Source organism: Acidovorax sp. AC410 (assembly GCF_979253235.1).
This window is the reverse complement of the sequence record NZ_CEEDCG010000001.1, coordinates 4,601,739-4,624,337: the sequence shown is the minus strand read 5'-3', so window position 1 is coordinate 4,624,337 and position 22,599 is coordinate 4,601,739. Positions and strand designations below refer to the sequence as shown.

General features: G+C 68.4%; 21 protein-coding genes. 10 read left to right on the top strand and 11 right to left on the bottom strand.

The window, feature by feature from the left end; translation table 11 throughout:
• Positions 1 to 16: 16 nt before the first annotated feature.
• A complete protein-coding gene (locus AC0IZS_RS21430; protein WP_471637469.1) occupies positions 17 to 835 on the bottom strand; it encodes an RNA polymerase sigma factor in 819 nt (272 codons plus the stop codon).
• A gap of 134 nt (positions 836 to 969) precedes the next feature.
• On the opposite strand from AC0IZS_RS21430, the gene AC0IZS_RS21425 reads away from it, so the two are divergent.
• From AC0IZS_RS21425 to AC0IZS_RS21415, 3 genes are all read left to right on the top strand, one after another.
• A complete protein-coding gene (locus AC0IZS_RS21425) occupies positions 970 to 1,575 on the top strand; it encodes an ATP-dependent Clp protease proteolytic subunit (RefSeq protein WP_471637468.1) in 606 nt (201 codons plus the stop codon).
• Positions 1,576 to 1,667: 92 nt separating this feature from the next.
• Positions 1,668 to 3,206 (top strand): serine hydrolase domain-containing protein, encoded by a 1,539-nt coding sequence (locus AC0IZS_RS21420; RefSeq protein WP_471637467.1) that lies wholly within the window; start codon positions 1,668 to 1,670, stop codon positions 3,204 to 3,206.
• Between the two features lie 90 nt (positions 3,207 to 3,296).
• A complete protein-coding gene (locus AC0IZS_RS21415; RefSeq protein ID WP_471637466.1) occupies positions 3,297 to 3,932 on the top strand; it encodes a hypothetical protein in 636 nt (211 codons plus the stop codon).
• A gap of 121 nt (positions 3,933 to 4,053) precedes the next feature.
• Here the strand turns inward: AC0IZS_RS21415 and AC0IZS_RS21410 are convergent, their stop codons facing one another.
• Entirely contained in the window at positions 4,054 to 4,464 is a 411-nt protein-coding gene (locus AC0IZS_RS21410) for a VOC family protein (RefSeq protein ID WP_471637465.1), read from the bottom strand.
• 739 nt (positions 4,465 to 5,203) lie between these two features.
• On the opposite strand from AC0IZS_RS21410, the gene AC0IZS_RS21405 reads away from it, so the two are divergent.
• The 7 genes from AC0IZS_RS21405 to AC0IZS_RS21375 all read left to right on the top strand — a co-directional run bounded on the left by AC0IZS_RS21405 (position 5,204) and on the right by AC0IZS_RS21375 (position 9,536).
• The gene (locus AC0IZS_RS21405) at positions 5,204 to 5,866 is read left to right on the top strand and encodes an NMCC_0638 family (lipo)protein (RefSeq protein ID WP_471637464.1); all 663 of its coding nucleotides are present in this window, start codon (positions 5,204 to 5,206) and stop codon (positions 5,864 to 5,866) included.
• A gap of 11 nt (positions 5,867 to 5,877) precedes the next feature.
• Entirely contained in the window at positions 5,878 to 6,021 is a 144-nt protein-coding gene (locus AC0IZS_RS21400) for a hypothetical protein (protein WP_471637463.1), read from the top strand.
• Entirely contained in the window at positions 6,018 to 6,695 is a 678-nt protein-coding gene (locus AC0IZS_RS21395; protein ID WP_471637462.1) for a hypothetical protein, read from the top strand. Before AC0IZS_RS21400 ends, AC0IZS_RS21395 begins: the two co-directional genes overlap by 4 nt.
• A gap of 94 nt (positions 6,696 to 6,789) precedes the next feature.
• A complete protein-coding gene (locus AC0IZS_RS21390) occupies positions 6,790 to 7,416 on the top strand; it encodes a hypothetical protein (RefSeq protein ID WP_471637461.1) in 627 nt (208 codons plus the stop codon).
• Positions 7,417 to 7,448: 32 nt separating this feature from the next.
• Complete coding sequence (locus AC0IZS_RS21385) at positions 7,449 to 8,336, top strand: DUF3626 domain-containing protein (RefSeq protein ID WP_471637460.1); 888 nt, start codon at positions 7,449 to 7,451, stop codon at positions 8,334 to 8,336.
• Between the two features lie 214 nt (positions 8,337 to 8,550).
• Positions 8,551 to 8,871: a hypothetical protein gene (locus tag AC0IZS_RS21380; RefSeq protein ID WP_471637459.1), complete on the top strand. Its 321-nt coding sequence runs from the start codon at positions 8,551 to 8,553 to the stop codon at positions 8,869 to 8,871.
• 38 nt (positions 8,872 to 8,909) lie between these two features.
• Positions 8,910 to 9,536, top strand: a complete 627-nt coding sequence (locus AC0IZS_RS21375) for a type VI secretion system-associated protein TagO (protein ID WP_471637458.1) — start codon at positions 8,910 to 8,912, stop codon at positions 9,534 to 9,536.
• Positions 9,537 to 9,612: 76 nt separating this feature from the next.
• On the opposite strand, the gene AC0IZS_RS21370 is transcribed toward AC0IZS_RS21375, so the two are convergent.
• The 9 genes from AC0IZS_RS21370 to AC0IZS_RS21330 form a co-directional block, all read right to left on the bottom strand.
• Complete coding sequence (locus AC0IZS_RS21370; protein WP_471637457.1) at positions 9,613 to 9,918, bottom strand: DUF2845 domain-containing protein; 306 nt, start codon at positions 9,916 to 9,918, stop codon at positions 9,613 to 9,615.
• A gap of 488 nt (positions 9,919 to 10,406) precedes the next feature.
• On the bottom strand, positions 10,407 to 14,519 hold the full coding sequence (locus AC0IZS_RS21365) for an RCC1 domain-containing protein (RefSeq protein ID WP_471637456.1): 4,113 nt from the start codon (positions 14,517 to 14,519) through the stop codon (positions 10,407 to 10,409).
• A gap of 267 nt (positions 14,520 to 14,786) precedes the next feature.
• Positions 14,787 to 16,700: a sensor histidine kinase gene (locus AC0IZS_RS21360; RefSeq protein WP_471637455.1), complete on the bottom strand. Its 1,914-nt coding sequence runs from the start codon at positions 16,698 to 16,700 to the stop codon at positions 14,787 to 14,789.
• Positions 16,701 to 16,723: 23 nt separating this feature from the next.
• Complete coding sequence (locus AC0IZS_RS21355; RefSeq protein ID WP_471637454.1) at positions 16,724 to 17,413, bottom strand: response regulator; 690 nt, start codon at positions 17,411 to 17,413, stop codon at positions 16,724 to 16,726.
• 242 nt (positions 17,414 to 17,655) lie between these two features.
• Positions 17,656 to 18,045, bottom strand: a complete 390-nt coding sequence (locus tag AC0IZS_RS21350; RefSeq protein ID WP_471637453.1) for a DUF2845 domain-containing protein — start codon at positions 18,043 to 18,045, stop codon at positions 17,656 to 17,658.
• A gap of 179 nt (positions 18,046 to 18,224) precedes the next feature.
• A complete protein-coding gene (locus AC0IZS_RS21345) occupies positions 18,225 to 19,211 on the bottom strand; it encodes a Bug family tripartite tricarboxylate transporter substrate binding protein (RefSeq protein WP_471637452.1) in 987 nt (328 codons plus the stop codon).
• 56 nt (positions 19,212 to 19,267) lie between these two features.
• Positions 19,268 to 20,263: a Bug family tripartite tricarboxylate transporter substrate binding protein gene (locus AC0IZS_RS21340; protein ID WP_471637451.1), complete on the bottom strand. Its 996-nt coding sequence runs from the start codon at positions 20,261 to 20,263 to the stop codon at positions 19,268 to 19,270.
• Positions 20,264 to 20,329: 66 nt separating this feature from the next.
• Positions 20,330 to 21,343: a hydroxymethylglutaryl-CoA lyase gene (locus tag AC0IZS_RS21335; RefSeq protein ID WP_471637450.1), complete on the bottom strand. Its 1,014-nt coding sequence runs from the start codon at positions 21,341 to 21,343 to the stop codon at positions 20,330 to 20,332.
• An 8-nt stretch (positions 21,344 to 21,351) separates the two neighbouring features.
• Positions 21,352 to 22,557: a CaiB/BaiF CoA transferase family protein gene (locus AC0IZS_RS21330; RefSeq protein ID WP_471637449.1), complete on the bottom strand. Its 1,206-nt coding sequence runs from the start codon at positions 22,555 to 22,557 to the stop codon at positions 21,352 to 21,354.
• Positions 22,558 to 22,599 lie beyond the last annotated feature (42 nt).

The following is a 22,599-nucleotide window of genomic DNA, read 5'->3' as shown; positions in this document are numbered from 1 at the left end:
GTCTCTGCCGGGGCGGCTACACCGCCACGGATTCCAGATCCAACTCGCCCACCGAGCGCACACCCAACGGCAACACACACAGCCTGACCCCGTCGAGCGTGAGCACCAGGCCCAGTTGCCCGCCCACCTGCACGACACCACAGGTGGTGGTGGCCGCAGCAGTGGCCGCATGCGCCACAGCCGGGGCCACGCCCGATGCCGACAGGGCCCGCACCACCGCACGCACCGGCGGCTGGCCCAGCATGGCCCACAGCGCCTGCGGGTCGCGCAGTTGCAGCGACTGCAGGTAGACGCGGAAAGTGGCCTCCTCGCGCTCGCCCGGCTCCGGCTGGGACAAGGGCCCGGCAGTGCCATCGGCTTTGGCCTGCCGCAGCCGCAGCAGCGCGCGCCGCAGCTGCTGGCGGCTGCCGGCCTCGGTCCTGCCGCCGGCCTGGGCCAGCTCCGCATGGCTGGCCTCGAACACCTCGTACAGCAGCACCGCTGCCCCATCGGCGGGCGCCAGCCGGGCTGCCAGCAGTCGCAGGGCGCGCTCGGCCTGCTGCGCCATTGCCACATCCTCTTCGGCCGAGGGGGACGCGCGCACCGTGTCGCTGGCGCCCATGCCGGCCAGCCACTGCTGCATCCACTGCCGGCGCCGAAGCCGGTCGATGGCCAGGTTGCGCACCACGGTGTGCAGCCAGGCCTGCGCGGCATCGCGTTCGTACAAAGTGGCCGTGTGGGCCTCCAGCACGCGCACATAGGCATCCTGCACGGCATCCTCGGCCTCGGCCGGGCCCAGCAGGCGCGCGGCGGCACGCACCAGGCTGCGGCGGTAGGATGGGTCTGTCAGGGGCATGTGGTGGCGGTCATCGAGCATCCACAAATCTTGCCATAGCACCGCGCACTCTGCTGGCGCGGTCACACGGGCCATGTCACGAAACCGCAGGCTCGTTCGTCAAGGCAGTTCATCTCCACCGAAAGACCCATTCCATGTACAACGCCGCAGACGACACCCCTCCCCCACCCTCCAGCGCCACCGAGCCGCGCACCTCCTACCTGGAGGAAAAGGCCTTCAAGGCGCGCACCCTGCTGATCTTCGGCACCGTGACCGACGTGACCGCCGCCGACGTCACGCGCCGCCTCATCGCGCTGGATGCCGAAGGCCCCGAGCCCATCGACATCATCGTCAGCTCGCCCGGCGGCCACCTCGAATCGGGCGACGCCATCCACGACATCGTGCGCTTCATCGCCGCGCCGGTGAACATGATCGGCACCGGCTGGGTCGGCAGCGCCGCCACCCACCTGTACCTGGCGGCCCCGCGCGAGCGGCGCTACTGTCTGCCCAACACGCGCTTTCTGATCCACCAACCGAGCGGCGGCGCCGGCGGCCAGGCCACCGACATCGCCGTGCAGGCGCGCGAGATCGTCAAGGCCCGCGAGCGCATCGCCCGCACCATCGCCCGCGAGACCGGCAAGCCCATCGAAGTGGTGCTGGCCGACATCGAGCGCGACCACTGGCTCTCGGCCGAGGAAGCCGTGGAGTACGGCCTGGTGTCGCGGGTCATTGAGCGCAAGACCGAGCTGCGGAGGGTCTGAATTTCAGTCGCTGTCCTCGTAAGCGAATGAAACGGCGCCACCGTGAATCGCACGGTTCAGGGACACTGGCATCCACCATCCAAGGACCGCCCATGAAGAGCTTGCCCCCGGTTTCCCTTCTGACAACAGCCGCTGCACTGGCCCTCACGGGCCTGTTGACGGCCTGCGGTGGAGGGGGCGGGGGCAGCGACACCGGCGCAGGCACCGGCGGCGCAGAGCTGCCGGCGCGCGAGGCCCTGATCGCCCGCGCCAAGGCGCTGGAGCTCAATACGCCTTACGTGCCGCCACCGGGCGACGTGCTGGAGCACCAGACGGCTGGCTATGCCAAAACCATGTGCTCCGCCGTGTTCATCACCGGGCTCGACCCCGATGTGGCGGCCGAAAGCGTGGGCTACTTCACCGGCCCGTACGAGCAGCGCAAGCGCGTGGCCAAGCCGGTGGTGGACCGCGAGCGCAAGGAAGTACGCATTGCCATCCCGGGCGGCCCCACAGTGACCGCGCGCCAGTTTGGATCGCAGGGCTGCGTGGCGCTGCCGCCAGGGCAGGACAACGTATTCTTCACCCCCAGGGCCGTGCGCAGCACGCTGCCCGACGCAGCCACCCTGCCCTGGCCCATGGGCGACCTGCTGCCCACCGATGCGCCATCCGGCTACGACACGGGCCGCGCAGCCCAGGCGGTGGAGGCGGCCTTCTCGCTGCCCGATGCGTACACCACGGCCTTCGTGGTGACCTACAAGGGCCGCATCATCGGCGAACGCTACATGCCCGGCGTCACACGCACCACGCCGCTCGAATCCTGGTCCATGGGCAAGAGCGTGGTCGCCACGCTGATGGGCGTGCTGGTGCGCCAGGGCGAGTACAGGCTCGATCAACCGGCGCCCATCCCCGAATGGCAGGCCGCGGGCGACCCGCGCCAGCAGATCAAGATCGCCGACATCCTGCACATGTCCAGCGGGCTGCGCATCAAAGCTCCGGACGACCCGGACTTCGACCCCGCTGGCACCTACCCCGACCACACCTACCTGTACACCGGGCGCGTCAACTCGTTCAACTACGCCGCCACCCGGCCGCAGCAGTGGCCGCCCAACACGGTGGGGCGCTACCGCAACACCGACCCGGTGCTGGCCAGCTACCTGGTGCGGCTGGCCGTCGAAAAGCGTGGCGAGGATTACCTTGCCTTCCCGCAGCGGCATCTGTTCGACAAGATCGGCATCCGCTCCATGGTGATGGAGACCGACCCCTACGGCAACTTCCTCACCCAGGGCTACGAGTTCATGGCGGCGCGCGACTGGGCACGCCTGGCCAACCTGTACCTGCAGGACGGCGTCTGGGCCGGCGAGCGCATCCTGCCCGAGGGCTACGTGAACTTCGTGAGCACGGTGGCGCCGGCCTGGGCCGCCGACAAGCGCCCCATCTACGGTGGCTTCTTCTGGCTCAACGGCACTGGCACCTTCCCCGTGCCCACCTCGGCGTACTACATGCTGGGGGCCGGCGGGCAGCTCGTGCTCATCGTGCCTTCGCACGACCTGGTCGTCGTGCGCATGGGCTTCGACAAGGGCGAGCGCCTGGCCGGCGCGGGTTTGCAGCGGGCCCTTGCCCTGCTCATGGAAGGGCTGCCGCGCACGCGGTGAACAGGGTCGGCCCACGGGCCCGCAGGGGCGCCTGCGGCATAAGCGGTATGCTTGCTGCGTCCACCCCCCCAACCTTCCATCCAGGCCCGCATGTCAACAGCGCTTATTGTGGTTCTCCTGATCTTCGCGACCATCGCGGCCTGCAGCGCACTCGCCTGGAAGCTGTACGAGCTCAACGAGGCGTCGGCCTTCACGCGGCTGCGCTACGAACAGCATGTGAAGCAACTGAGCGCCGCGCTGCAGGCCTCCGAGGCCAAGCTGGCCCAGTTGCGTGAGGTTTTCGAAGCCCCCACGGGGGTCGCCGCCCGGGTGGGCGCCCAGCGCGAGCTGGCGACGGCCATCCAGACCTACGCGCCGCACCTGCCCAACAGGTACCGGCACACCCTGAGCACCCTGCAGGCGAACGAGAAATTCTTTCTCAGCATCCACAAGGCGCTGCCCGATTTCTTTTCTGACGCGATCAAAACGCGCCTGGCCAAGCACAAGCCCATCAGCGACAGCTTTTTTGCAGTGGACAAGAGTGATCTGATTGCCGAGGCCGGTGTGCTGCTGCTGCGCGCGAGGGATGTTCTCAACTCCACGGACGCGCCCCCCAGCCTGGACCTGGGGGCCAAGCACATCGTGGCAGCGATCACGCAAGGCATCCAGATCGGCGCCAAGCGCAGCCCCAAGCTGGCAGAAATCGTGGACGCCTGGAACGTGCCGCTCGAAGCCGACGCGGCCTGACCGGATCCGGCACAGGGATGGTGGTGGGCTGTTTTCGACGTGGAGTGAGCTTGCCCTGGGCCCCGGGTGGCCAGCGGACGCAGGGGCCTTGCCGTGTGACCGTGGCCTGCATGGCGCAGAACTAGCCCTGAACCGCTTCATTGCAGAAAAGCGCAATCTTGTTCCCCACCGGATCCCGGACATAGGCGACAAAGAAATTCGTGCTGTACGCGGCGCGAAAGCCGGGCGGGCCTTCATCGGTGCCGCCAGCGGCAATCGCCGCTGCGTGGACCTGCCGCACGCTGTCGTGCGAGCCGGCGCGAAACGCCGCCATCGATCCGTTGCCCACCGTTGCGGGCTGGCCATCGAACGGCGGCTTGACATAGACCACGCAGGGACCGCCACCGCCGGCCTGGCCGGCCACGCCCGGCAGCGCGAACGTCAGGCCCTCGCTATCGACCTGTTTGCGGTAGCCGAGCGGCGAAAGCAGGGCCGTGTAAAAGCGCTCGGACGCATGCATGTCGTTGGCGCCCAGGGTGATGTAGCTCAGCATGGCGGCAGGGATCCAAAGTGTGTCAAGGTGATCGGTCGGGTGTACAGGCCGCGGACGCGCGCATTGTCGGTTCAGCAGAAACGAAACCGCTCGCGCCAGGACGCCTGCAGCCGCGCCCATTGTCCACCCTGCGCACCACGGGCGCCATGCGCGGGGCCCCTGGTAGCAGCGATCTCGCCAGGGGCCGAAGCGGCACGCCATGGCGACACACAGGTCCAGCACCGAGGGTTGGTCGCCCAGCAGGCTGAGCGCAGCCTCGACCCTGATCGAGCCGCGCCATACAGGATTCAAAACGGTTTCGGTGATGCCATGGCGGATTCATGGCACAAAGCACACATCACCCATTTGGGGGCTCTTCGGCAGCGCGCCACACTCCTAGAATCGTAAGCAAAAGAAAGAGCGGGAAACCTGGGAGAAGAAGCGCAGGCGTCCACGGGCTGGCAGGCAACTGCCGGCCCGTTGGCCGCAGTAACGTGACAGCAATGGCACGGCACCGGGCGCAGCAACAAAAAAACACATCCAATCCATCGGCAGCAATGCCGGTGGATTTTTTGTTGGGGATGCGGCCACCAGCCTCCTCGTCCCATCGTGCGGTAGTGGGGGTGCCACCTGCCCCCGCCGGCAGGGCCGGCCTGCGTGCTTTGGCACAATGGCGGGTTCTGAGCCGGCCCTGCGGCAACCCGCCGCCGCGCTCCTGCTGTCCCCTCCCCTGCACGCAAGATCCCGGATCCAGCCACCCATGATGAAAAAGCACGCCGTCTTCCCAGCGTTCCCAGCCTTCCCAGCCCGCCCCCTGCTTGCGGCAACTGCCGCTGTGCTCGCGCTGTCTGCCCAGGCCTACGCGCAGAGCCCGGCCAAGCCCGCTGCGCCAACCATCCCCACCGCCAACGCCGCAGGCAGCGCACCCACCGCAGGCGCCAGCACGCCGGCCCAGCAGGCCGAAGCGTTTGCCAACATCTTCGCCACCACCTGCGCGAAGTACGCATCCAACCTGGGTGCGCTGCGCACCAAGCTGGGGCCGCTGCCCACCATGCCGGCCGACAAGGCCGCGTACTTCCTGCAGGGCCAGCCCGGCAAGGTCTGGCCGGTGCCGGACCCGCATGGCAGCTTCGTGGTCGCCATCCCCGATGGCCAGAACCTGTGCGCCGTGTATGCGCGTCGGGTGGGCGTGCCACAGACCCTGGCCTGGTTCAAGAAGCTGGCGACCGAGGCCCCTGTGCCCATGGTGGCCCGCCAGGTACAGGACTCGAAATCCGCCAGCCCCCAGAACGGCACGGCCCACACCATCGCCTATGAATGGGCGGCGCCCGATGCCACCAAACGCGTGCTGTACAGCCTGACCACCTCAGACTCGCCCACGGCCGACCTGCAGGGCTTGGCCAGCGTGACCTTCGCACCCTGATGCCTGCCGCCATGCAAGGACGGCCACCCGCAGGGACCGACGACCTGGAACACCACCGGGCCGCCGCCGTGCACAGTGCCGCCGTGCGCCACTGGCTGACCCCCTGCGCCGACACCCTGGGCACCCTCTACCGGGCAGCGCAGGCCAGCGCATGACGACACCCTGCCCGCACTGCGGCGCCACGACCATCGCCTTCACCCCGGCCGAGGCCCAGTTCGAAGCCGTGGTGCGCGCGCTTGCCAATGGATCCAAAACCCTGGCCGCAGGCGAGTACCAATGGTTTGCGCAATGCACCGACGCCGAGGCCACGGCCTGGGTGGCGCACCTGCTGCACTGCGCCCACGCCTGGCCCCAGGCCCAGGCAGATGAAGCCGTTCTTGCGCTGGTGGAAGCCGCCTTTGCCGGCGTGGACAAGCCCGAGCACTTCACCGACCGCAGCCACTGCGACGAGTGCCGCGAGCACGACGACACGCTGCGTGCCCGCACGCGCGACACTTTACGCCGCAGTGATCTGGGCAACGCGGGCTGGGATCCGATCACGTTTTCCAGCGCTGATGGAATCGGCTACTTCTTCCCTGCCCTGGCGCGTTTTGCGTTGCTGCCCGATGTGTGGCCGGACCACAGCTGGTATGCGGACCAGTTGGTATTGCACCTGGCCTGGGACGGCAGCGACAACCGCTTGCTGGCCTGGTGCAACCCGGCGCAGCGCAGTGCCGTGCATGTGCTGCTGGCGCACCTGGCGGGCACGCGTGGGCAGGCGGCGGTACATCACCAGTTCAACGAGGAACTGCAGGCCGCGTTGGCGGCGTGGCAGCCGCCCTTGGCATGACGCCCGGCAGGCTTGCTGCACCGGCGATAGGGTTGCGGCGGAGAACCCGGGCGGGCGGACACAATATGCTTTCCATTGTTGACAAGGATTTCCGATGACTGGTGTGGTGCTGGGCAAACCGAACTTCGAGGCCATGGGTGCGGCCGAATTCACGAAGCTGCTGAACGCGCTGATCAGCGCCGGCTACGTGTCACTCGACACCCTGCGCCCCGAAATCGATGCCTTCTTCAAGAGCGACCTGACAAACAGCCCTCGCACCCCCGAAGAAGATGCCCAGGTGGACCCCGACATCGTCGGCGACCACTTCTACGACCTGTTCCAGACCATCACCTTCCGCACGGTGGACGAGGTCGTCACGCACTACCAGACTTACCAGAACCGCTCATTGCCTTTTTCGACGAGTCTGTACGACTGGTCCACCATCGAAGGCGACTACGGCTACAAGCTGGCCCTGCCCGCGGAGCACCCCGTGCGCAACCTGATGGAGCTGGTCATCGACGCGGCCCGCGAAGGCAATGCCCTGCTGAAATGGGAGAACGCGCCCATGCCCGAGGTGTCGTTCATGTGCCTGTGCCAGTTCGGCATCTTCATCAACCTGCGGCCCTGCCCGCCGCGGATGGTGGAACTCATTCCCCGGCTGCCCCGCTATGCGCAGGTGCGCGAGCTGCTGGCGGGCGTATTCGGCGTGGCGCCGCAGATCTATGCGCAGGATGAGCAGTGAGACGCCTGCTTTGATGCCACGGTAGGTACGTTGTGCCGATCTCCCCGCCGCATGGTGCGATAGACCCTGGATCGCGGCAGGACCTCGCCCTGCGGCATGTCGGTGCACACAGCAGCAACAGCGACGGTCAGCCGCTCGATGACGCCGCACGCATCACCCTGCAGTTCCACCCCGACCGCTGGCACCAGGGCCGGCCATTGCTCCAGGCCCTGCGCGAGGACGGCTGCTACAAATCCCAGTTCGAAACCCGCAGCAGCAACGGCGGACTGACCGCGCACGAAGGCGGCGACCGGTGGCAGTGGGAGAGCCGCATCTTCGGCGGTGCCTACGATGGTGCGGCACCGGCAGAGCGCCCCAAGTACGGTGCGCTCGACTTGCGCGCGCGGCCCACAGGCGCGGCGCCGCGGTTCGGTTCGTCGTACCTGCGGCTTCAGCCTCACGTGCTGCAGCGCGCCACCTTCTGCTACCCCGACAGTGTGTTCGAGCCGCAGCATTTCGGCACGGCAGCCCAGGCCGCGCAACTCCTTGCACTGGCCGAAGCAGACAGCCAACCCGATCCGCTCGACCACTACATCGAAGCCCATGTCCACGGCCCCGTGCTGCTGGCGCGTGATGTGGAGGCCCTGGTGCTGGACCCGTGCTTTCGCGGCAGTCCTCTAGAGGAGTTGGCGCACCAACTGCCCTGCCCCATTGAATGGCATGCAGGGTTTCGGCTGGATGTGGAGACCTTGCTGCGGCACCCGGACTACCGGGGCGCCGCCATTGCCACGCTGGGCGTGCAGATCGCGCGGAACGGCGTGCTGACGCCGGCCACCATCGGCGATGCAGTGGCGTCAGGGCGGCACGATCCGCAGGCGCTCAAGAAGGTGTGGCACTGCGTGGCGTGTTTCGGGGATCGGTCCCCCGCTACCGTCCCTTGAGGGGTTGGGCGGATCCGGCCATCGACGCCCATCCCCCATTTGGGTGCATACAAGCATCCACTCGAATTTTACAATTAGCAACACAAGGACGCACAGGGGAAGGCCCGCCTGAGCCCATGTGATGGGTGCCAACCATGCGTGCCACTGCCACGGTGCTCCCATCGCCCTGTGCGCCCCCGGCGCAGCATGCCGACCTGAAAGAAATGGACCGACCATGAAGACCAAACACACCGTCGCCCTGCTGGTCGCTGCGGCCATTTTCCTGGTGGTGGCCTGGACGCAGATCACCATCTTCGTGATTCCACCCATCGGCGCGCTTCCCGAGGGTAAAACGGTCATCATCACCCGACTGAACAAAACCCACTTCGTGGACAGCCCCGATGCGATGTGCGAGCGGCTCCAGGGCGGCGTCAGCCTGCTTTGCCGCGGCATGGCCATGGGTGCGGTCATCGAGAAGTCCACGATCCTGCTGCGCCTGCCCTACAGCGACTGGCTCTACAGCATCTCTACCGGTGGCAAGCGGTACGACCGTTGAGCCTGCGACGCAAGACACCGCCAACCGCCAACCAACCCATGAAACAACTTCCTCCTCTGCTTCTGGCCATGGCCTTCGGCGCTAGCGGCGCCCTGGCTCAGGATGTCGCGCCGGCCCTTGCTGCGTGCGCCAAGGACAAGAGCCCGGCCACGCGGCTTGCATGCTTTGACGCACTGGCAGCAAAGCACGCGGCCCCGGTGGCCAGCACGGTGACAGCAGCCGGCTCCAAGTGGAAGGTATCGACCGAGACCTCGCCCATAGACGACTCCAAGACCGTGACCCTGCAGGTGTCGGCCGACAACTCCATCAATGGGTGGCCGCGCAAGACCTACACCCCGGAGCTGATCATCCGATGCAAGGAGCGCAAGACGGAGGTTTACGTCACGACCGGAATGCCCCCGACCGTGGAATACGGCAACAGCAACGGTGCCACCGTGACCTTGCGAGTAGACAAAGCCCCGGCCTACAAACTCAACGCCACCAAGTCCACCGATGGTGAAGCACTGTTTCTCCCGTCGAGCGTGGCCCAGATCAAGAAGCTCCTGGAGGGCTCGTCGCTCCTGTTCGAGTTCGTGCCCTTCAATGCATCGCCGCAGATGACCACCTTCCAGATCACAGGCTTGGCCGGGGCCATCAAGCCTTTGCGTGAAGCTTGCAAGTGGTAGCTGTCAAGCGCAGCGTTCTCGTCGCGGCTGTTTGAAAAAACACTCCTGGGACCTGGGCCACTTCAGGTGCGCCGCCTCAAGGCACCCGATCCCCATCCCGTATCTGCGCCACCACCCCGTTCTGCAGCCGCACCACCGACATGAAGTTGCCCGGGCCGCGGTGGTAGGTCCACTCGTCCACATACTCGCATGTCTCCGTCACGTACTGTCGCGGCGCCTCGCGCGGGTGCAGGGGCACGGACCACACCACGCGCGGGATGCGGATGCATACCGTGTCGGTGGCAAACGGCTGGCCGCACTTCATTACCAGGCTGGCGCGCGAATCGCCCACGCCCACCAGCAGGCCGCCGCAGCCAAGGCCCTGGGCGCGGACGTATGCCACCGGGACAAAAGTACCAGCAATCGCAATGGCCGCCAGAGCGAGGAGTCCAGCCGCGCGAGCCAGAAGGCGCCGCGGAGAGGCATTGGCATGACCTACGGGTGATGACATGGATTGCTGCATGGTCGTTTTGGATGCAGAACAGAGTGGAAATCGGGCCACACCCATAGCAAAGGCCCGCACACAGCGGGCCCTTCTGGCGCTTGCGGCCTGCATGCTCAACGGCTGAGCGCGCAGGCCGGTTGACCCTTCAGAGGCTGGGAGTTTTTTGGCCGTGTCCGAATGGCGCGTCAAAACGCGCTGGATCCAGGCGCAAAGCGCAGCCATAGCCCGGCTATGGCGAGCATTTGCTTTCGACGAGCCGGGGTGTTTTGGCGTGCAAGGCGGGCATGGACGAAAGATTCTCAGCCTCTCAGTTCACCAACCTGCAAGCCGGCTCATGAGGGCACGAAGCGCGGCGATTTCCAGGCCGTTCACCCCGCGCATGCACTTCAATCCACAATGCTCACGCCCTGCACCTGGTTGCCCAGTTTGAAGTACAGCACGCCATCGGCGCCCAGCGTCCAGGGCGCCGTCTGCCTCGCGGCACCGCCTTCGGGCAGCACCCACTGCGGCACCAGGCGCCAATGGGCGCCGCCAAATGCCAGCGCCATCGCGCCATCACGCGCCCCGGGCTGCACGGCCAGCACGGCGCCCGGCAGGGCGCTGGCCAGGATTGCCTGGGCCTGCATTGGGCTCAGCAGCGCCGGCAGCAGCAACTGCCGCGCGCCCTGCCCTGTCTGCAGGTAGATGCGGCCCTGTTCGTCCAACCCGATCTGCGGGGTGCCGGTGGCCGTGCCTGTGCCCATCCAGTCGGGCCGCAGCACATAGGTCTGCCCTCCGGCACGCAGCTGCAGCACGCCTTCGGCGCCAAGCCGGGTGCGTGCATCGGGCAGCACGGCGGTCACGGCGTTGGCCAGGCCCGCCAGGTCGGCCACGGCCGGCGCAAACTGCACCACCACCCCGCCGCGCACCCAGCGCAGCAGGCCCAGCGGGGTGAAGGCGACGCCATCGGGCAGGCGGGCATCGATGGTGATGGGTTGCACGGGCAGCAGTTGGATGGTCTGTGTGCCATCACGCACCAGCACCACGCCCGACGGGGTGATCTCCAGGCCCACGGCAAGGTTCGCGCCCGAGAGGCGGGTGACCGGGCCAGCCAGGCGCGCATAGGCCGCGCCGTCCACGGTGATGCTGGCGGGCAGGTTGGCAAACGCCATGGCATCGCCCACCTGCAGTGCATCGCCCTTGAGCGAGCCGAGCGCAATGGACACCAGCTTGCCCTGTGCGTCCACCTGCAGGCGCTCGCCCGCCAGCAGGCCCTGGCTGCCCACCTGCGGCAGGCTGCCTTGCGGAGGCACCAGCGAACCGCTGACCACGGCCACCGTCAATGGCTGCGCCTCGATGCGCGTGCCTGCAGCCCCCGAACTGAGCAGCACCTCACCCGCCAGCGCCATGGGCTGGCCGGGGGCGCTGCTGGTCATGCTTGCCCAGCCCTGCAGCACCACCAGCACCAGCACGGTCTGGCCATTGACCTGGGCCACCTGCAGTTGGGTGCCGGGCAGGGCCTGCACCATGAGCGGCTGGCCGTTGACCGTGACCTGCAGCGTGACCGGCGTGGTGCCCGTGCCGGGCAGAACGATGGTGCCGCCGACTGCCCCTGGGCCCACGATGATCGGCAGGCTGGGGTCGGTGATGGTGGTGACGCCCGTGCTGTTGACGCTGACCGTGGTGGGTGCGCCACCGCCGGCGGGCGAGGCCGTCGTGACCGGGGCGCTGGCGGCCGATGCCACGCTGTCGCCCGCGCCATTGGTCGCCTTGACCGTGAAGGTGTAGGCCGTGCCACTGGCAAGCCCCGTCACCGTGCAGGTGGTGGGCAGCGGGCTGCCGGTGGTGACCGTGCAGGTCTTGGTGGGGTCGGCCACTGCTGCCGCGGTGTAAGCGGTGATGGCGCTGCCACCATTGCTGGCGGGGGCCGTCCACGCCACGGTTGCCTGGGCAGTGCCGGCCGTGGCGGTCACTGCGGTGGGGGCGCCAGGGACATCGGGCACCAGCATCAGGCGAGAGCGCGTGGGTGCCGCAGCAAAGTAGGCGGCATCGGCGCCCGTGCCGCCGGCTTGGAGGGCCAGCACGCCGCACAGGTACCCGGTCTTGCCGGGCAGCACGGTCAGCGTGGTGCCGGCAACGGTGCAGACATCGGGGGTGAAGGTGTCGAATGCCACGGCCAGGCCGCTGCTGGCGGTGGCCAACAGGGTGGTCGAGGTGCCCGAGGCAGGCGAGCCAGCCGCCACAGGAAAGTCGATGGCCTGCGCTGCGGCGATGCGCGTTGGCAGGTTGCGGTTGGCCGTGCCCCCGTTGCCCAGTTGGCCGGTGCCGTTGTTCCCCCAGCACTGCACAGCCCCGGAGGTGGTCAGCGTGCAGGTGTGATCGCTCCCTACCGCAACAGACGCCACCCCGCTGGCCAGGCCCGTGACGGTTTGGGGCGTGGTTTTGTTGGTGGTGCTGCCATCGCCGTTGTTCCCCCAGCACTGCACGGCCCCGGCCGTGGTCAGCGCGCAGGTGTGCGCGCTCCCTGCCGCAATGGCCGCCATCCCGCTGGTCAAGCCCGTGACGGGGTGGGGTGTAGTTTTGCCGGTGAAGCTGCCATCGCCCAGTTGGCCAACGGCGTTGCTCCCCCAGCACTGCACGGCCCCGGCCGTGGTCAGCGCGCAGGTGTGGGAGCCCGCTGCCGCAATGGCCGCCACTCCGCTGGCCAGGCCCGTGACGGGCTGGGGCGCGCTCTGGTTGGTGGTGCTGCCATCGCCCAGTTGGCGACTACTGTTCCAGCCCCAGCACTGCACGGCCCCGGCAGTGGTCAGCGCGCAGGTGTGGTAATCCCCTGCCGCAATAGACGCCACCCCGCTGGCCAGGCCCGAGACGGGCTGGGGCGTGGTTTTGCTGGTGGTGCTGCCATCGCCCAGTTGGCCGAAAACGTTATGGCCCCAGCACTGCACGGCCCCGGTCGTGGTCAGCGCGCAGGTGTGAAACTGCCCTGCTGCAATGGTAGCCACCCCGCTGGCCAGGCCTGTAACCGGCTGGGGCGTGCTCCTGTTGGTGGCGCTGCCATCGCCCAACTGGCCGAGGTTGTTTTGGCCCCAGCAGTGCACAGCCCCGGCCGTGGTCACGGCGCAGGTGTGGGCAACTCCTGCCGCAATGGCCGCCACTCCGCTGGCCAGGCCTGTGACGGGCTGGGGCGTGGTTTTGTTGGTGGTGCTGCCATCGCCCAGTTGGCCGTCTGAGTTGTAGCCCCAGCACTGCACGGCCCCGGCCGTGGTCAGCGCGCAGGTGTAGAACTGCCCTGCCGCAATGGCCGCCACCCCGCTGGCCAGGATCGTGACGGACTGGGGCGTATTCTTGTTCGTGGTGCTGCCATCGCCCAGTTCACCGTCATCGTTGTAGCCCCAGCACTGCAGGGCCCCGGCCGTGGTCAGCGCGCAGGTGTGCGCGCTCCCTGCCGCCATGGCCGCCACCCCGCTGGCCAGGCCCGGCACAAGCTGGGGCGTGGTTTTGTCGGTGGCGCTGCCATCGCCCAGTTGGCCGTATGCATTATTGCCCCAGCACTGCGCGGCCCCGGCCGTGGTCAGCGCGCAGGTGTGGTCATCCCCTGGCGCGATGGCCGCCACCCCGCTGGCCAGGCCCGTGACGGGCTGGGGCGTGCTTTGGTTGGTGGTGCTGCCATCGCCCAGCTGGCCGAAAGCGTTCTTGCCCCAGCACTGCATGGCGCCGGCCGTGGTCAGCGCGCAGGTGTGGTTGAATCCCGCGGCAATGGCCGCCACCCCGCTGGCCAGGCCTGTGACGGGCTGGGGCGTGCCTTTGTCGGCAGTGCTGCCATCGCCCAATTGGCCAGAAGCGTTGTAGCCCCAGCATTGCACGGCCCCGGCACTGGTCAGCGCGCAGGTGTGGTTGCCTCCCGCCGAAATGGCCACCACCCCGCTGGCCAGGCCCGGCACGGGCTGGGGCGTGGTTTTGTCGGTGGTGCTGCCCTCGCCCAACTGGCCGTATGCGTTTTTGCCCCAGCACTGCACGGCCCCCGCCGTGGTCAGCGCGCAGGTGTGGCTGTATCCCACCGCAATGGCCGCCACTCCGCTGCCCAGGCCGGTGACGGACTGGGGCGCGGTTTTGGCGGTGGTGCCGCCATCGCCCAGTTGGCCGTAAGAGTTAAAGCCCCAGCACTGCACGGCCCCGGCCGTGGTCAACGCGCAGGTGTGCTCCAATCCCCCAGCAACGGCCGCCACCCCGCTGGCCAGGCCGGTGACGGGCTGGGGCGTGCTCTTGTTGGCGCCGCTGCCATCGCCCAGTTGGCCTTGGCCGTTGTAGCCCCAGCACTGCACGCCCCCGGCCGTGGTCAGCGCGCAGGTGTGGATGGTGCCCGCAGCCACCTGCTGCACAGGCTGGCCCAGCACCGATGCTGGTACGGCCCCTTGGGCCCGCGCGGGCGTGGCGCCGCACAACAGCAGCCAGGCCATCAGCAGCCACAGCAGCCATGCCAGCGGGGTGGCGGCAAGCCGCCGGGCCAGGGGCCCATCCATGGCGGGTGTGCTTGAGAGGGGGTTCGGGCGGGTTGGCATGGGGGCTGCTTTCGTGGTGGAAACGCCGGTGCAGGCAGCGCACAGGCGATAGCCCTGCAATCTATCGGCTTGCCGCCGACTTGTATGTCCCTAGAACTAGCTACAAGCGAGGCGGCGCCACCACGGCGCAGCGGCAAGGCGCCACCAGTTGGGAGGACTGCCCCCGAGTACATTGGGCAGGCATGCAGCGCGGGAAGGGAGTGCTGGCTGGGGCGGCAGGGCCGGCTACTACGCAGGTGGGTGGCCGGGCGCCTGCAGCGGCAGCCACAGCACGCAGCGCGTGCCGGCCGCCGTGCTGGCCCAGGACACGCTGGCGCCGATGGCGTCGGCCCGGCGCAGCTGGTTCTTCAGGCCGCGCCCGCGCGCCTGCAGTGCGGCGTCGACATCGAAGCCGTGGCCGTCGTCCAGCACGCGCACCTCGATGCCGCCGGCGCTTTCCTCGCACTCGACGCGGATGCAGGAGGCCTGCGCGTGCTTGACCACGTTGGCAAAGCATTCCTGCAGGATGCGCAGCAGGTTCAGCGCGCTGCCGGCATCAAGCCACGCCAGGGGCGGCACGTCCTGCACCTCCCAGCGCAGCTCCATGCCCATGCCCTCCAGGCGCGGTGCGAGCCGAAAGCGCAAGGTCGCCAGCAGCAGCAGCAAGTCCGCGTCCACGGGCTCCATGGAGTCGATGGCGAGCTTGAGGTCGTCCATGCACTCGGCCAGCACCTGGGCCAGCTCTTCGCTGCCGGCCTTGCCGTGGCGCACCAGGTGCAGCGCGCTGGTGAGGGAGGAGCCCAGGCCGTCGTGCATGTCCTGCATCAGGCGCTGGCGCTCTTGCGCCAGGGTGGCCCGGTGCTCGGTCTCGCGCAGGCGCTCGTAGCTCAGGGCCAGCTCGCCTTCGCGCTCGCGCAGGCGGTGTTCCAGGTTGGCGTTCACGCGCTCCATGCCGTCCAGCGCCGCCAGGTAGCGGCGCAGCATGATGTACGAGAAGATGAAGAACACGCCGATGTTGCTGTAGGGCCCCAGGTAGATGCCTTCCACGCTGACCAGCAGGTTGCTCTGCAGCAGCCAGTCGTAGCCGCCCGACATCAGGCTGATGAGCCCCCAGCCGCCGAGCAGGCCGGCCTCTTTGGAGCCGACGCGCCAGGCATCGCGGCAGGCGACGCCCAGCAGCGTGGTGCCCAGCACCAGCAGCAGCGCGTACAGCAGTGGCGAAATGATCGCCGCGTTGGGCGGCGCCGGTAGCAGTGGCAGCGTCAGCATGCTCACCAGCGCCGTGACCACGCAGGCCGTGATGGTGAGCCGGCGGTGGTGCACCCCATGCAAGTAGCTCAAAAACAGGTACGAGATCAGCACCTGCCAAAACAGCGCGCTCACGGTAAGCCCGCTGAACCATGCGTCGCTGATCGGCAGCCGCTGGCGGCTCACGAAGTAGTGCAGTGTCCTCACAAATGCCACCACGGACGTGGCGAAGAACAGCAGGTACAGCGGCTCGTGCCGCCGCAGCAGCCACACGCCCAGCGCGAAGATGCCTGCGGCCACGAAGGCGGCGCTGCTCATGGCCGGAAAGTCGGACTGCAGCCAGTGGCGCGCCTGGTAGCGCCAGCCGATGGCCGCACTGGGCCCAACCCAGGCGCTGGAGATGGCAGCACCGGTGTGCCGCAGGCGCTGGCCGCGGATCTGCACCTCGCGCACGGCGGGCGCGCCGGCCGTGCCCTGCAGGGGAATCCACAAGGGCAGGTTCACCGCGTTCCACAAAAATTTTGCATCCGTCTGGTAGAGCAGCCGCCCATCGGCGTACACGGCGATCTGGCCGTCCGACTTCCAGCGCGGCAGGTACAGGTACAGGGGGCCGGCCTCAGGCGCCAGCGCGGGCACCGCCAGGCGGTACCAGACCTCGGTGGTCAGCGGCTGGCCCTGCTGCTGCTGCTGAGGCACCTTGACCTGCGGCGACTGGGCAAACGGCAGCGCCACTGCCTCCCACCCGCCGCGCGGCATGTCGTCCCCTTGCAGCACGTACGGCGGGGGTGTAAAGCCCACGCTGGGGCGCTCCAGCCGCTGCGCCTGCACGATGTGCGCCGCACCCTGATCGACAGGCGATGGCCCGGGGTCAGCCGCCTGCAGCGCGCCGCTGCACAGCAGGCACCATGCCAGCACAAAGGCGCGCGCCAGAGCGGTCTTCAGATCAGCCCCCGCGCACGTGCCTCGTAGATCGCCTCGGCCTTGGAGCGCACCTTGAGCTTGGCGTAGGTGCGCCGCACGAAGGTGAGCACGGTGTGGTGCGATACATCCAGCGCCCGCGCAATCTCTTCTGCCGTGAAACCCTTGGTGATGTACTGCAGCACCTCGCGCTCGCGGGCGGACAGGGTGGCGGGGGCATCGGCTTGCGCGGCCGCCTCTGGCGCCGGCACGCCGGCCTGCTTGAAGCGCATCAGCACCTGCCTGGCGATCAGCGGGCTGATCGGGCTGCCGCCCGCGTGCAGGCTGCGGATCTCGCCCACGATGCGCTCGGGCATGCTGTCCTTGAGCAGGTAGCCGCTGGCTCCCGCCTCGATGGACTGCAGCACATGCGCCTCGTCGCCAAAGGCCGTGCTCACCATCACCGCGCAGCCAGGCCACCGCCGCGCAGCCGCCGCGATGGCTTCGATGCCCGAGCCATCGGGCAGGCCCAGGTCCACCAACAGCACATCGGCAGCAGGGCCGCCACCGTTCAGTGCGCGCAGCGCCTGCGCCAGCGTGTCGGCCACCCACAGCAGCTGCATGTCATCCGTCTGGCGGATCGCCGAAGCCACGGCCGCCTGGAAACGAGGGTCGTCCTCCACGAGTGCGATCTGGATGCTTGCGGGGCTGTTGGCAATGGCTGGCGGCATGGTGATGGGGCGTGGGCTCTCTGCGCTCGTGGCGGTTTCTGCAGTGTCCCACAGCAGCAACTCGGGCGCTGTCCCCAGTTCTAGTGACAGACATGGGTGAGCCGGCGATCACCAGGCGCGCGGCGTGGACACCAGGGCACGCCAGACAACCTCTACACCACCGCCAGGCCGCTTGCAGAACAGGGCAGACGCGTTGCGTCGATAGCGTCATGTCGTTGAGATGACGCAGGAGGGGATGCGCCTTACGGCACCCGGTTCCCATCCCGTATCTGCGACACCACCCCATTCTGCAGCCGCACCACCGACATGAAGTTGCCCGGGCCACGGTGGTAGGTCCACTCATCGACGTACTCGCATGTCTCCGTCACATACTGGCGCGGCGCTTCGCGTGGGTGCAGGGGCACGGACCACACCACGCGCGGGATGCGGATGCACACGGTATCCGTGGCAAAGGGTTGCCCGCATTTCATGACCAGGCTGGCGCGCGAGTCGCCCACACCCACCAGAAGGCCGCCGCAGCCCAGGCCCTGGGCACGGGCCTCCTTCACAGGAGCAACAGCGCAGGCCACGGCAGTGGCCACCAGGGCAAGGAGCCCGGCGCCACGCGCCAGAAGACGCGATGGAAACGCCATGGCATGGCCTGTCGATGGTGCTGAGGATAGCTGCATGGTCGTTTGGATGCGAAACAGGTTCGGAAGTTTTACGCGGACAGACCACGCCAATGACAAAGGCCCGCACGCGGCGGGCCCTTCTGGCGCTTGCGGCCTGCCTGCTCAACGGGTGAGCCTGCGGGCGCGTTGACCAAGCCTTCTTACTCGGCCTCGATCTTCGAAGTCTTCACCACCGTCGCCCAGTTCGCCAGCTCCACCTTGGCCTTCTCACCCAGCTGCTGGGGCGTCTGGTAGTCGGCGGTGGCGCCCTGCTCCTGGGCCTTCTGCTTGAAGGCGGGGCTCTGCACCACGGTGCGGATGTCGGCGGCGAGCTTGTCGATCACGGGCTTGGGCACGGCAGCGGGGGCGAACACGGCGAACCAGGAGGTGGCGTCCACCTTGGGGTAGCCGGCCTCGGCCGTGGTGGGCGCATCGGGCAGGCTGGGCAGGCGCTCCTTGCCGGTCACGGCCAGCACGCGCAGCTTGCCGGCGGCGATGTGGGGCATGAAGGGTGGTGCGGTGCCGAAGGTCAGGTCCACCTGGCCGCCCAGCAGGTCCTGCAGCGCGGGGCCGGTGCCCTTGTAGGGCACGTGCACCATCTTCACGCCGCCCTGCTGCTCCAGCATGGCGCCGGTCACGTGCTGCAAGGATCCATTGCCCGACGAGGCGTAGTTGAGCTTGCCGGGGTTGGCCTTGGCGTAGGCAATCAGCTCGGCCAGGGTCTTCACCGGCAGGTCGTTGCGCACCACGATGATCTGGGGGGCCGAGATCACGTTGGCCACGGGCTGGAAGTCGCTCTGCTCCCACTGCTTTTGCTTGGTGAGGTGGGGCGAGATGACGTGGTAGCCCGAGTACTGCATGAGCAGGGTGTAGCCATCGGGCTCGGCGCGCTTGACGGCGCTGGCTGCGATGGCGCCGTTGCCGCCGCCCTTGTTGTCCGCCACCACCGACTGGCCCAGCACCGGGCCCAGCGCTTGCGCCAGCATGCGCGCCGACAGGTCGGTGGTGCCGCCTGCGGCCGTGGGCACGACCAGGGTGACGGGCTTGGCGGGGTAGGCGCTGCCGCCCTGGGCAAAGGCGCTGCCGCCCAGGCTGGCGGCCAGTGCGGCCACGGCCAGAAGGGTGAATTGTTTGCGGGTCGTTGTCATGAAGGATGTGTCTCCGTTGTTGTCAATGAATCTCGAATCTCGATCACGGGTGGGTGTCAATCCACCTTTGCGCCTGTGTCCTGAACTACTTTGTGCCAGCGCGCCAGGTCGTCCTTGACCAGCGTGCCCAGTTGCGCCGATGTACCCTTGAAGGGCTCGCAGCCCACGGCCGCCAGCTTGTCGACCACGGCCTTGCTGTCCAGCGCCTTGGCCACTTCGGCCTGCAGCAGGGCGACCACGGCGGGTGGGGTGCCGGCGGGCGCGAACATGCCGTACCACGGCGTTTGCCCAAAGCCCTTGAGCGTTTCGCCCATGGTGGGCGCATCGGGCAGCGCGGCCACGCGCTTTTCGTTGACAACGCCCAGCACCTTGAGCTTGCCGGCCTGGATGAAGGCGATGGACGACGGCAGGCTCTGCACCGACAGCGGCACCTGCCCGCCCACCACGTCGGTGGCGGCTGCCGCCGAGCCCTTGTAGGGAATGTGCTGCAGCTCGATGCCAGCGGCCTTTTGCAGCATCTCGCCGATCAGGTGGTTGAGCGTGCCGTTGCCGGCCGAGGCGATCGAATACTTGCCCGGGCTGGCCTTGGCCACGGCGATCAGCTCGGCCATGTTCTTGGCGGGGAAGGACGGGTGCGCCACCAGCACGTAGCCCGCCGTGGCCAGGGGCGCCACGGGCTCGAAGTCCTTCACCGGGTCGAACCCGGTGCTCTTGTACAGCCAGGGGTTGATGACCTGGGCGCTGTCGGCCGTCACCAGCAGGGTGTAGCCGTCGGCCTTGGTTTTGGCGGTGTAGGCCGTGCCCACATTGCCGCCCGCGCCGGGACGGTTCTCCACCACCACGGGCTGGCCGAGTTGCTCGCTGAGCTTTTGCGCCAGCACGCGCGCAATCGCATCGTTGGCGCCGCCCGCGGCCTGGGGCACGACCACGGTGATGGGCTTGCCGGGGAACTTGCCCGCATCCTGCGCGGTGGCGGTGAATGCCGCCCCGCACAGCAGCGCGGCGAGCACCAGCCTGCGCGGCGTGCGGAAATGGGGTCTCGAATCGCTCATGGTCTTGTCTCCTGTCTATCGTCTTCTTGGAATGGATGAACCAGGCAATGGGGGGAAGTGGCGCAACTATGCGGCGGCACGCCCTCCCCCGGCCAGTTCGCGCTCACGCAACAGGGCCCGCTCGCGTATCGCCTCGAAATCCCCCGGCACCGGGTGCAGCGCCAGGCGCGGCCCGGCCTTGGCGATCTGGCTGGGGATGTCGTGGCCGATCAGCGCGGGCAGGCGCTGCGCGGCGGCCAGCAGGCGCGGCAAATCCACGCCGGTGGCGTAGCCCATGCATTCGAGCGCGTGCACGATCTCTTCGCTGCACACATTGCCGCTGGCGCCGGGCGCATAGGGGCAGCCGCCCAGGCCGCCCAGCGATGCGTCGAAGCGGTCGGCCCCGGCGCCGATGCCCGCCAGCACATTGGCCAGGCCCATGCCGCGCGTGTTGTGAAAGTGCAAAGTGAATTCCACACCCGGCCAGCGCGCGCGCGCCGCCGCAGTGAGGGCCGCCACCTGCGTGGGGTAGGCCATGCCCGTGGTGTCGCACAGCGTGACGCCGCCCACGCCCAGGTCGACGAAGCGCTGCACCCAGCCGAACACGGCCTCGGGGGCGACCTCGCCCTCCATGGGGCAGCCAAACACGCACGACAGCGACACGTTGACCGCCACGCGCGCGGCCTGCGCCGTGGCCACCACCTGGGCCAGCGCGGCGAACGAGTGCTCTTGCGTCATGCGCAGGTTGGCGATGTTGTGCGTGGCGCTGGCCGACATGACCAGGTTGAGCTCGTCGGCCCGCGACTCGATGGCCCGCTCGGCCCCGCGCACATTGGGCACCAGGGCCGTGTACACGGTGCCGGGGCGGCGCGTGATCTCGCGCATCACCACCTCGGCATCGCGCAGCGCAGGGATGGCCGTGGGCGAGGTGAACGAGGTCACCTCGATCTTGGAGAGGCCCGCATCCGACAGCGCATTGGCCAGCGCAATCTTGTCCTCGGTGGGCACAAAGGCGGCCTCCATCTGCAGGCCGTCGCGCAGGCCCACCTCCTGCATGTGGATGCGCCGGCCCGCGCCGGCCCACACGCTGGCTTCTTGCATTGCGGCACTCATTGGATCACCCCCTTGCTGCGCAACAGCGCAATCTGCTCGGCGGTCAGGCCCGCCTCGGCCAGCACCGCATCGGTGTCGTCGCCCAGGTGCGGCGCGCTGCTGCGTATGCTGCCCGGCGTGGCCGAGAGCTTGGGCACGATGCCCGGCACCTGCACGCTGTAGCCGTCGCGTGTCTGCTGCGTGAGCAGCATGTCGCGGGCGCGGTAGTGCGGGTCTTCGGCGATGTCGCGCGCGGTGTAGACCTTGCCGGCCGGCACGCGGGCCGTGCCCAGGGCATCGAGCACCTGCTGCACGGTGAGCGGTGCGCTCCAGGCGCCGATGGCGGCGTCGATCTCGTCCACGCGGGCCACGCGGCCGGCGTTGTCGGCCAGGTCGGGCGCGGCGCCCAGGTCGGGCCGGCCGATGGCCTGCATCAGCCGCTTGAAAATGCTGTCGCCATTGCCCGCCACCAGCACCCAGCCGTCGGTGCAGGGGTAGGCGTTGGAAGGCGCAATGCCCGGCAGCGCGCTGCCCGCCGCCTCGCGCACCGCGCCAAAGGCGCTGTACTCGGGGATCAGGCTTTCCATCACGTTGAACACGGCCTCGTGCAGCGCCACGTCGATCACCTGGCCCTGGCCGCCGTTGACCTTGCGGTGGTACAGCGCCGTGAGCACGCCGATGGCGCCGTGCAGCGCGGCCAGCGTGTCGCCAATCGACACGCCCACACGCACCGGCACCCGGCCCGGCTCGCCCGTCAGGTGGCGCAGCCCGCCCATGGCCTCGCCAATGGCGCCAAAACCCGGCAGATCGCGGTAGGGCCCGGTCTGCCCGTAGCCCGAGATGCGCAGCATCACCAGCCCGGGGTTGATGCGGTGCAGTTCTTCGGGCGACATGCCCCAGCCCTCCAGCGTGCCGGGGCGAAAGTTCTCGATCAGCACGTCGGCCTCGGCAATCAGTTGGCGGGCGATGTCCTGGCCCTCCTTCTGGCGCAGGTCCAGCGCCACCGAGCGCTTGTTGCGCGACTGCACCTGCCACCAGACGGAGGTGCCCTCCTTGATCAGGCGCCAGTTGCGCAGCGGGTCGCCCGATTCTGGCGCTTCGATCTTGATGACCTCGGCGCCGAAGTCGCCCAGCGTCTTGCCGCAGAAGGGGCCGGCTATGAGCTGGCCCATCTCGATCACGCGCACGCCCTGCAGGGCGGCAGCGGTAGGTGTTGCACCCATCGTGTTCTTGTCTCCAATGTCGCAGCCTGCGGATCAGGCCTG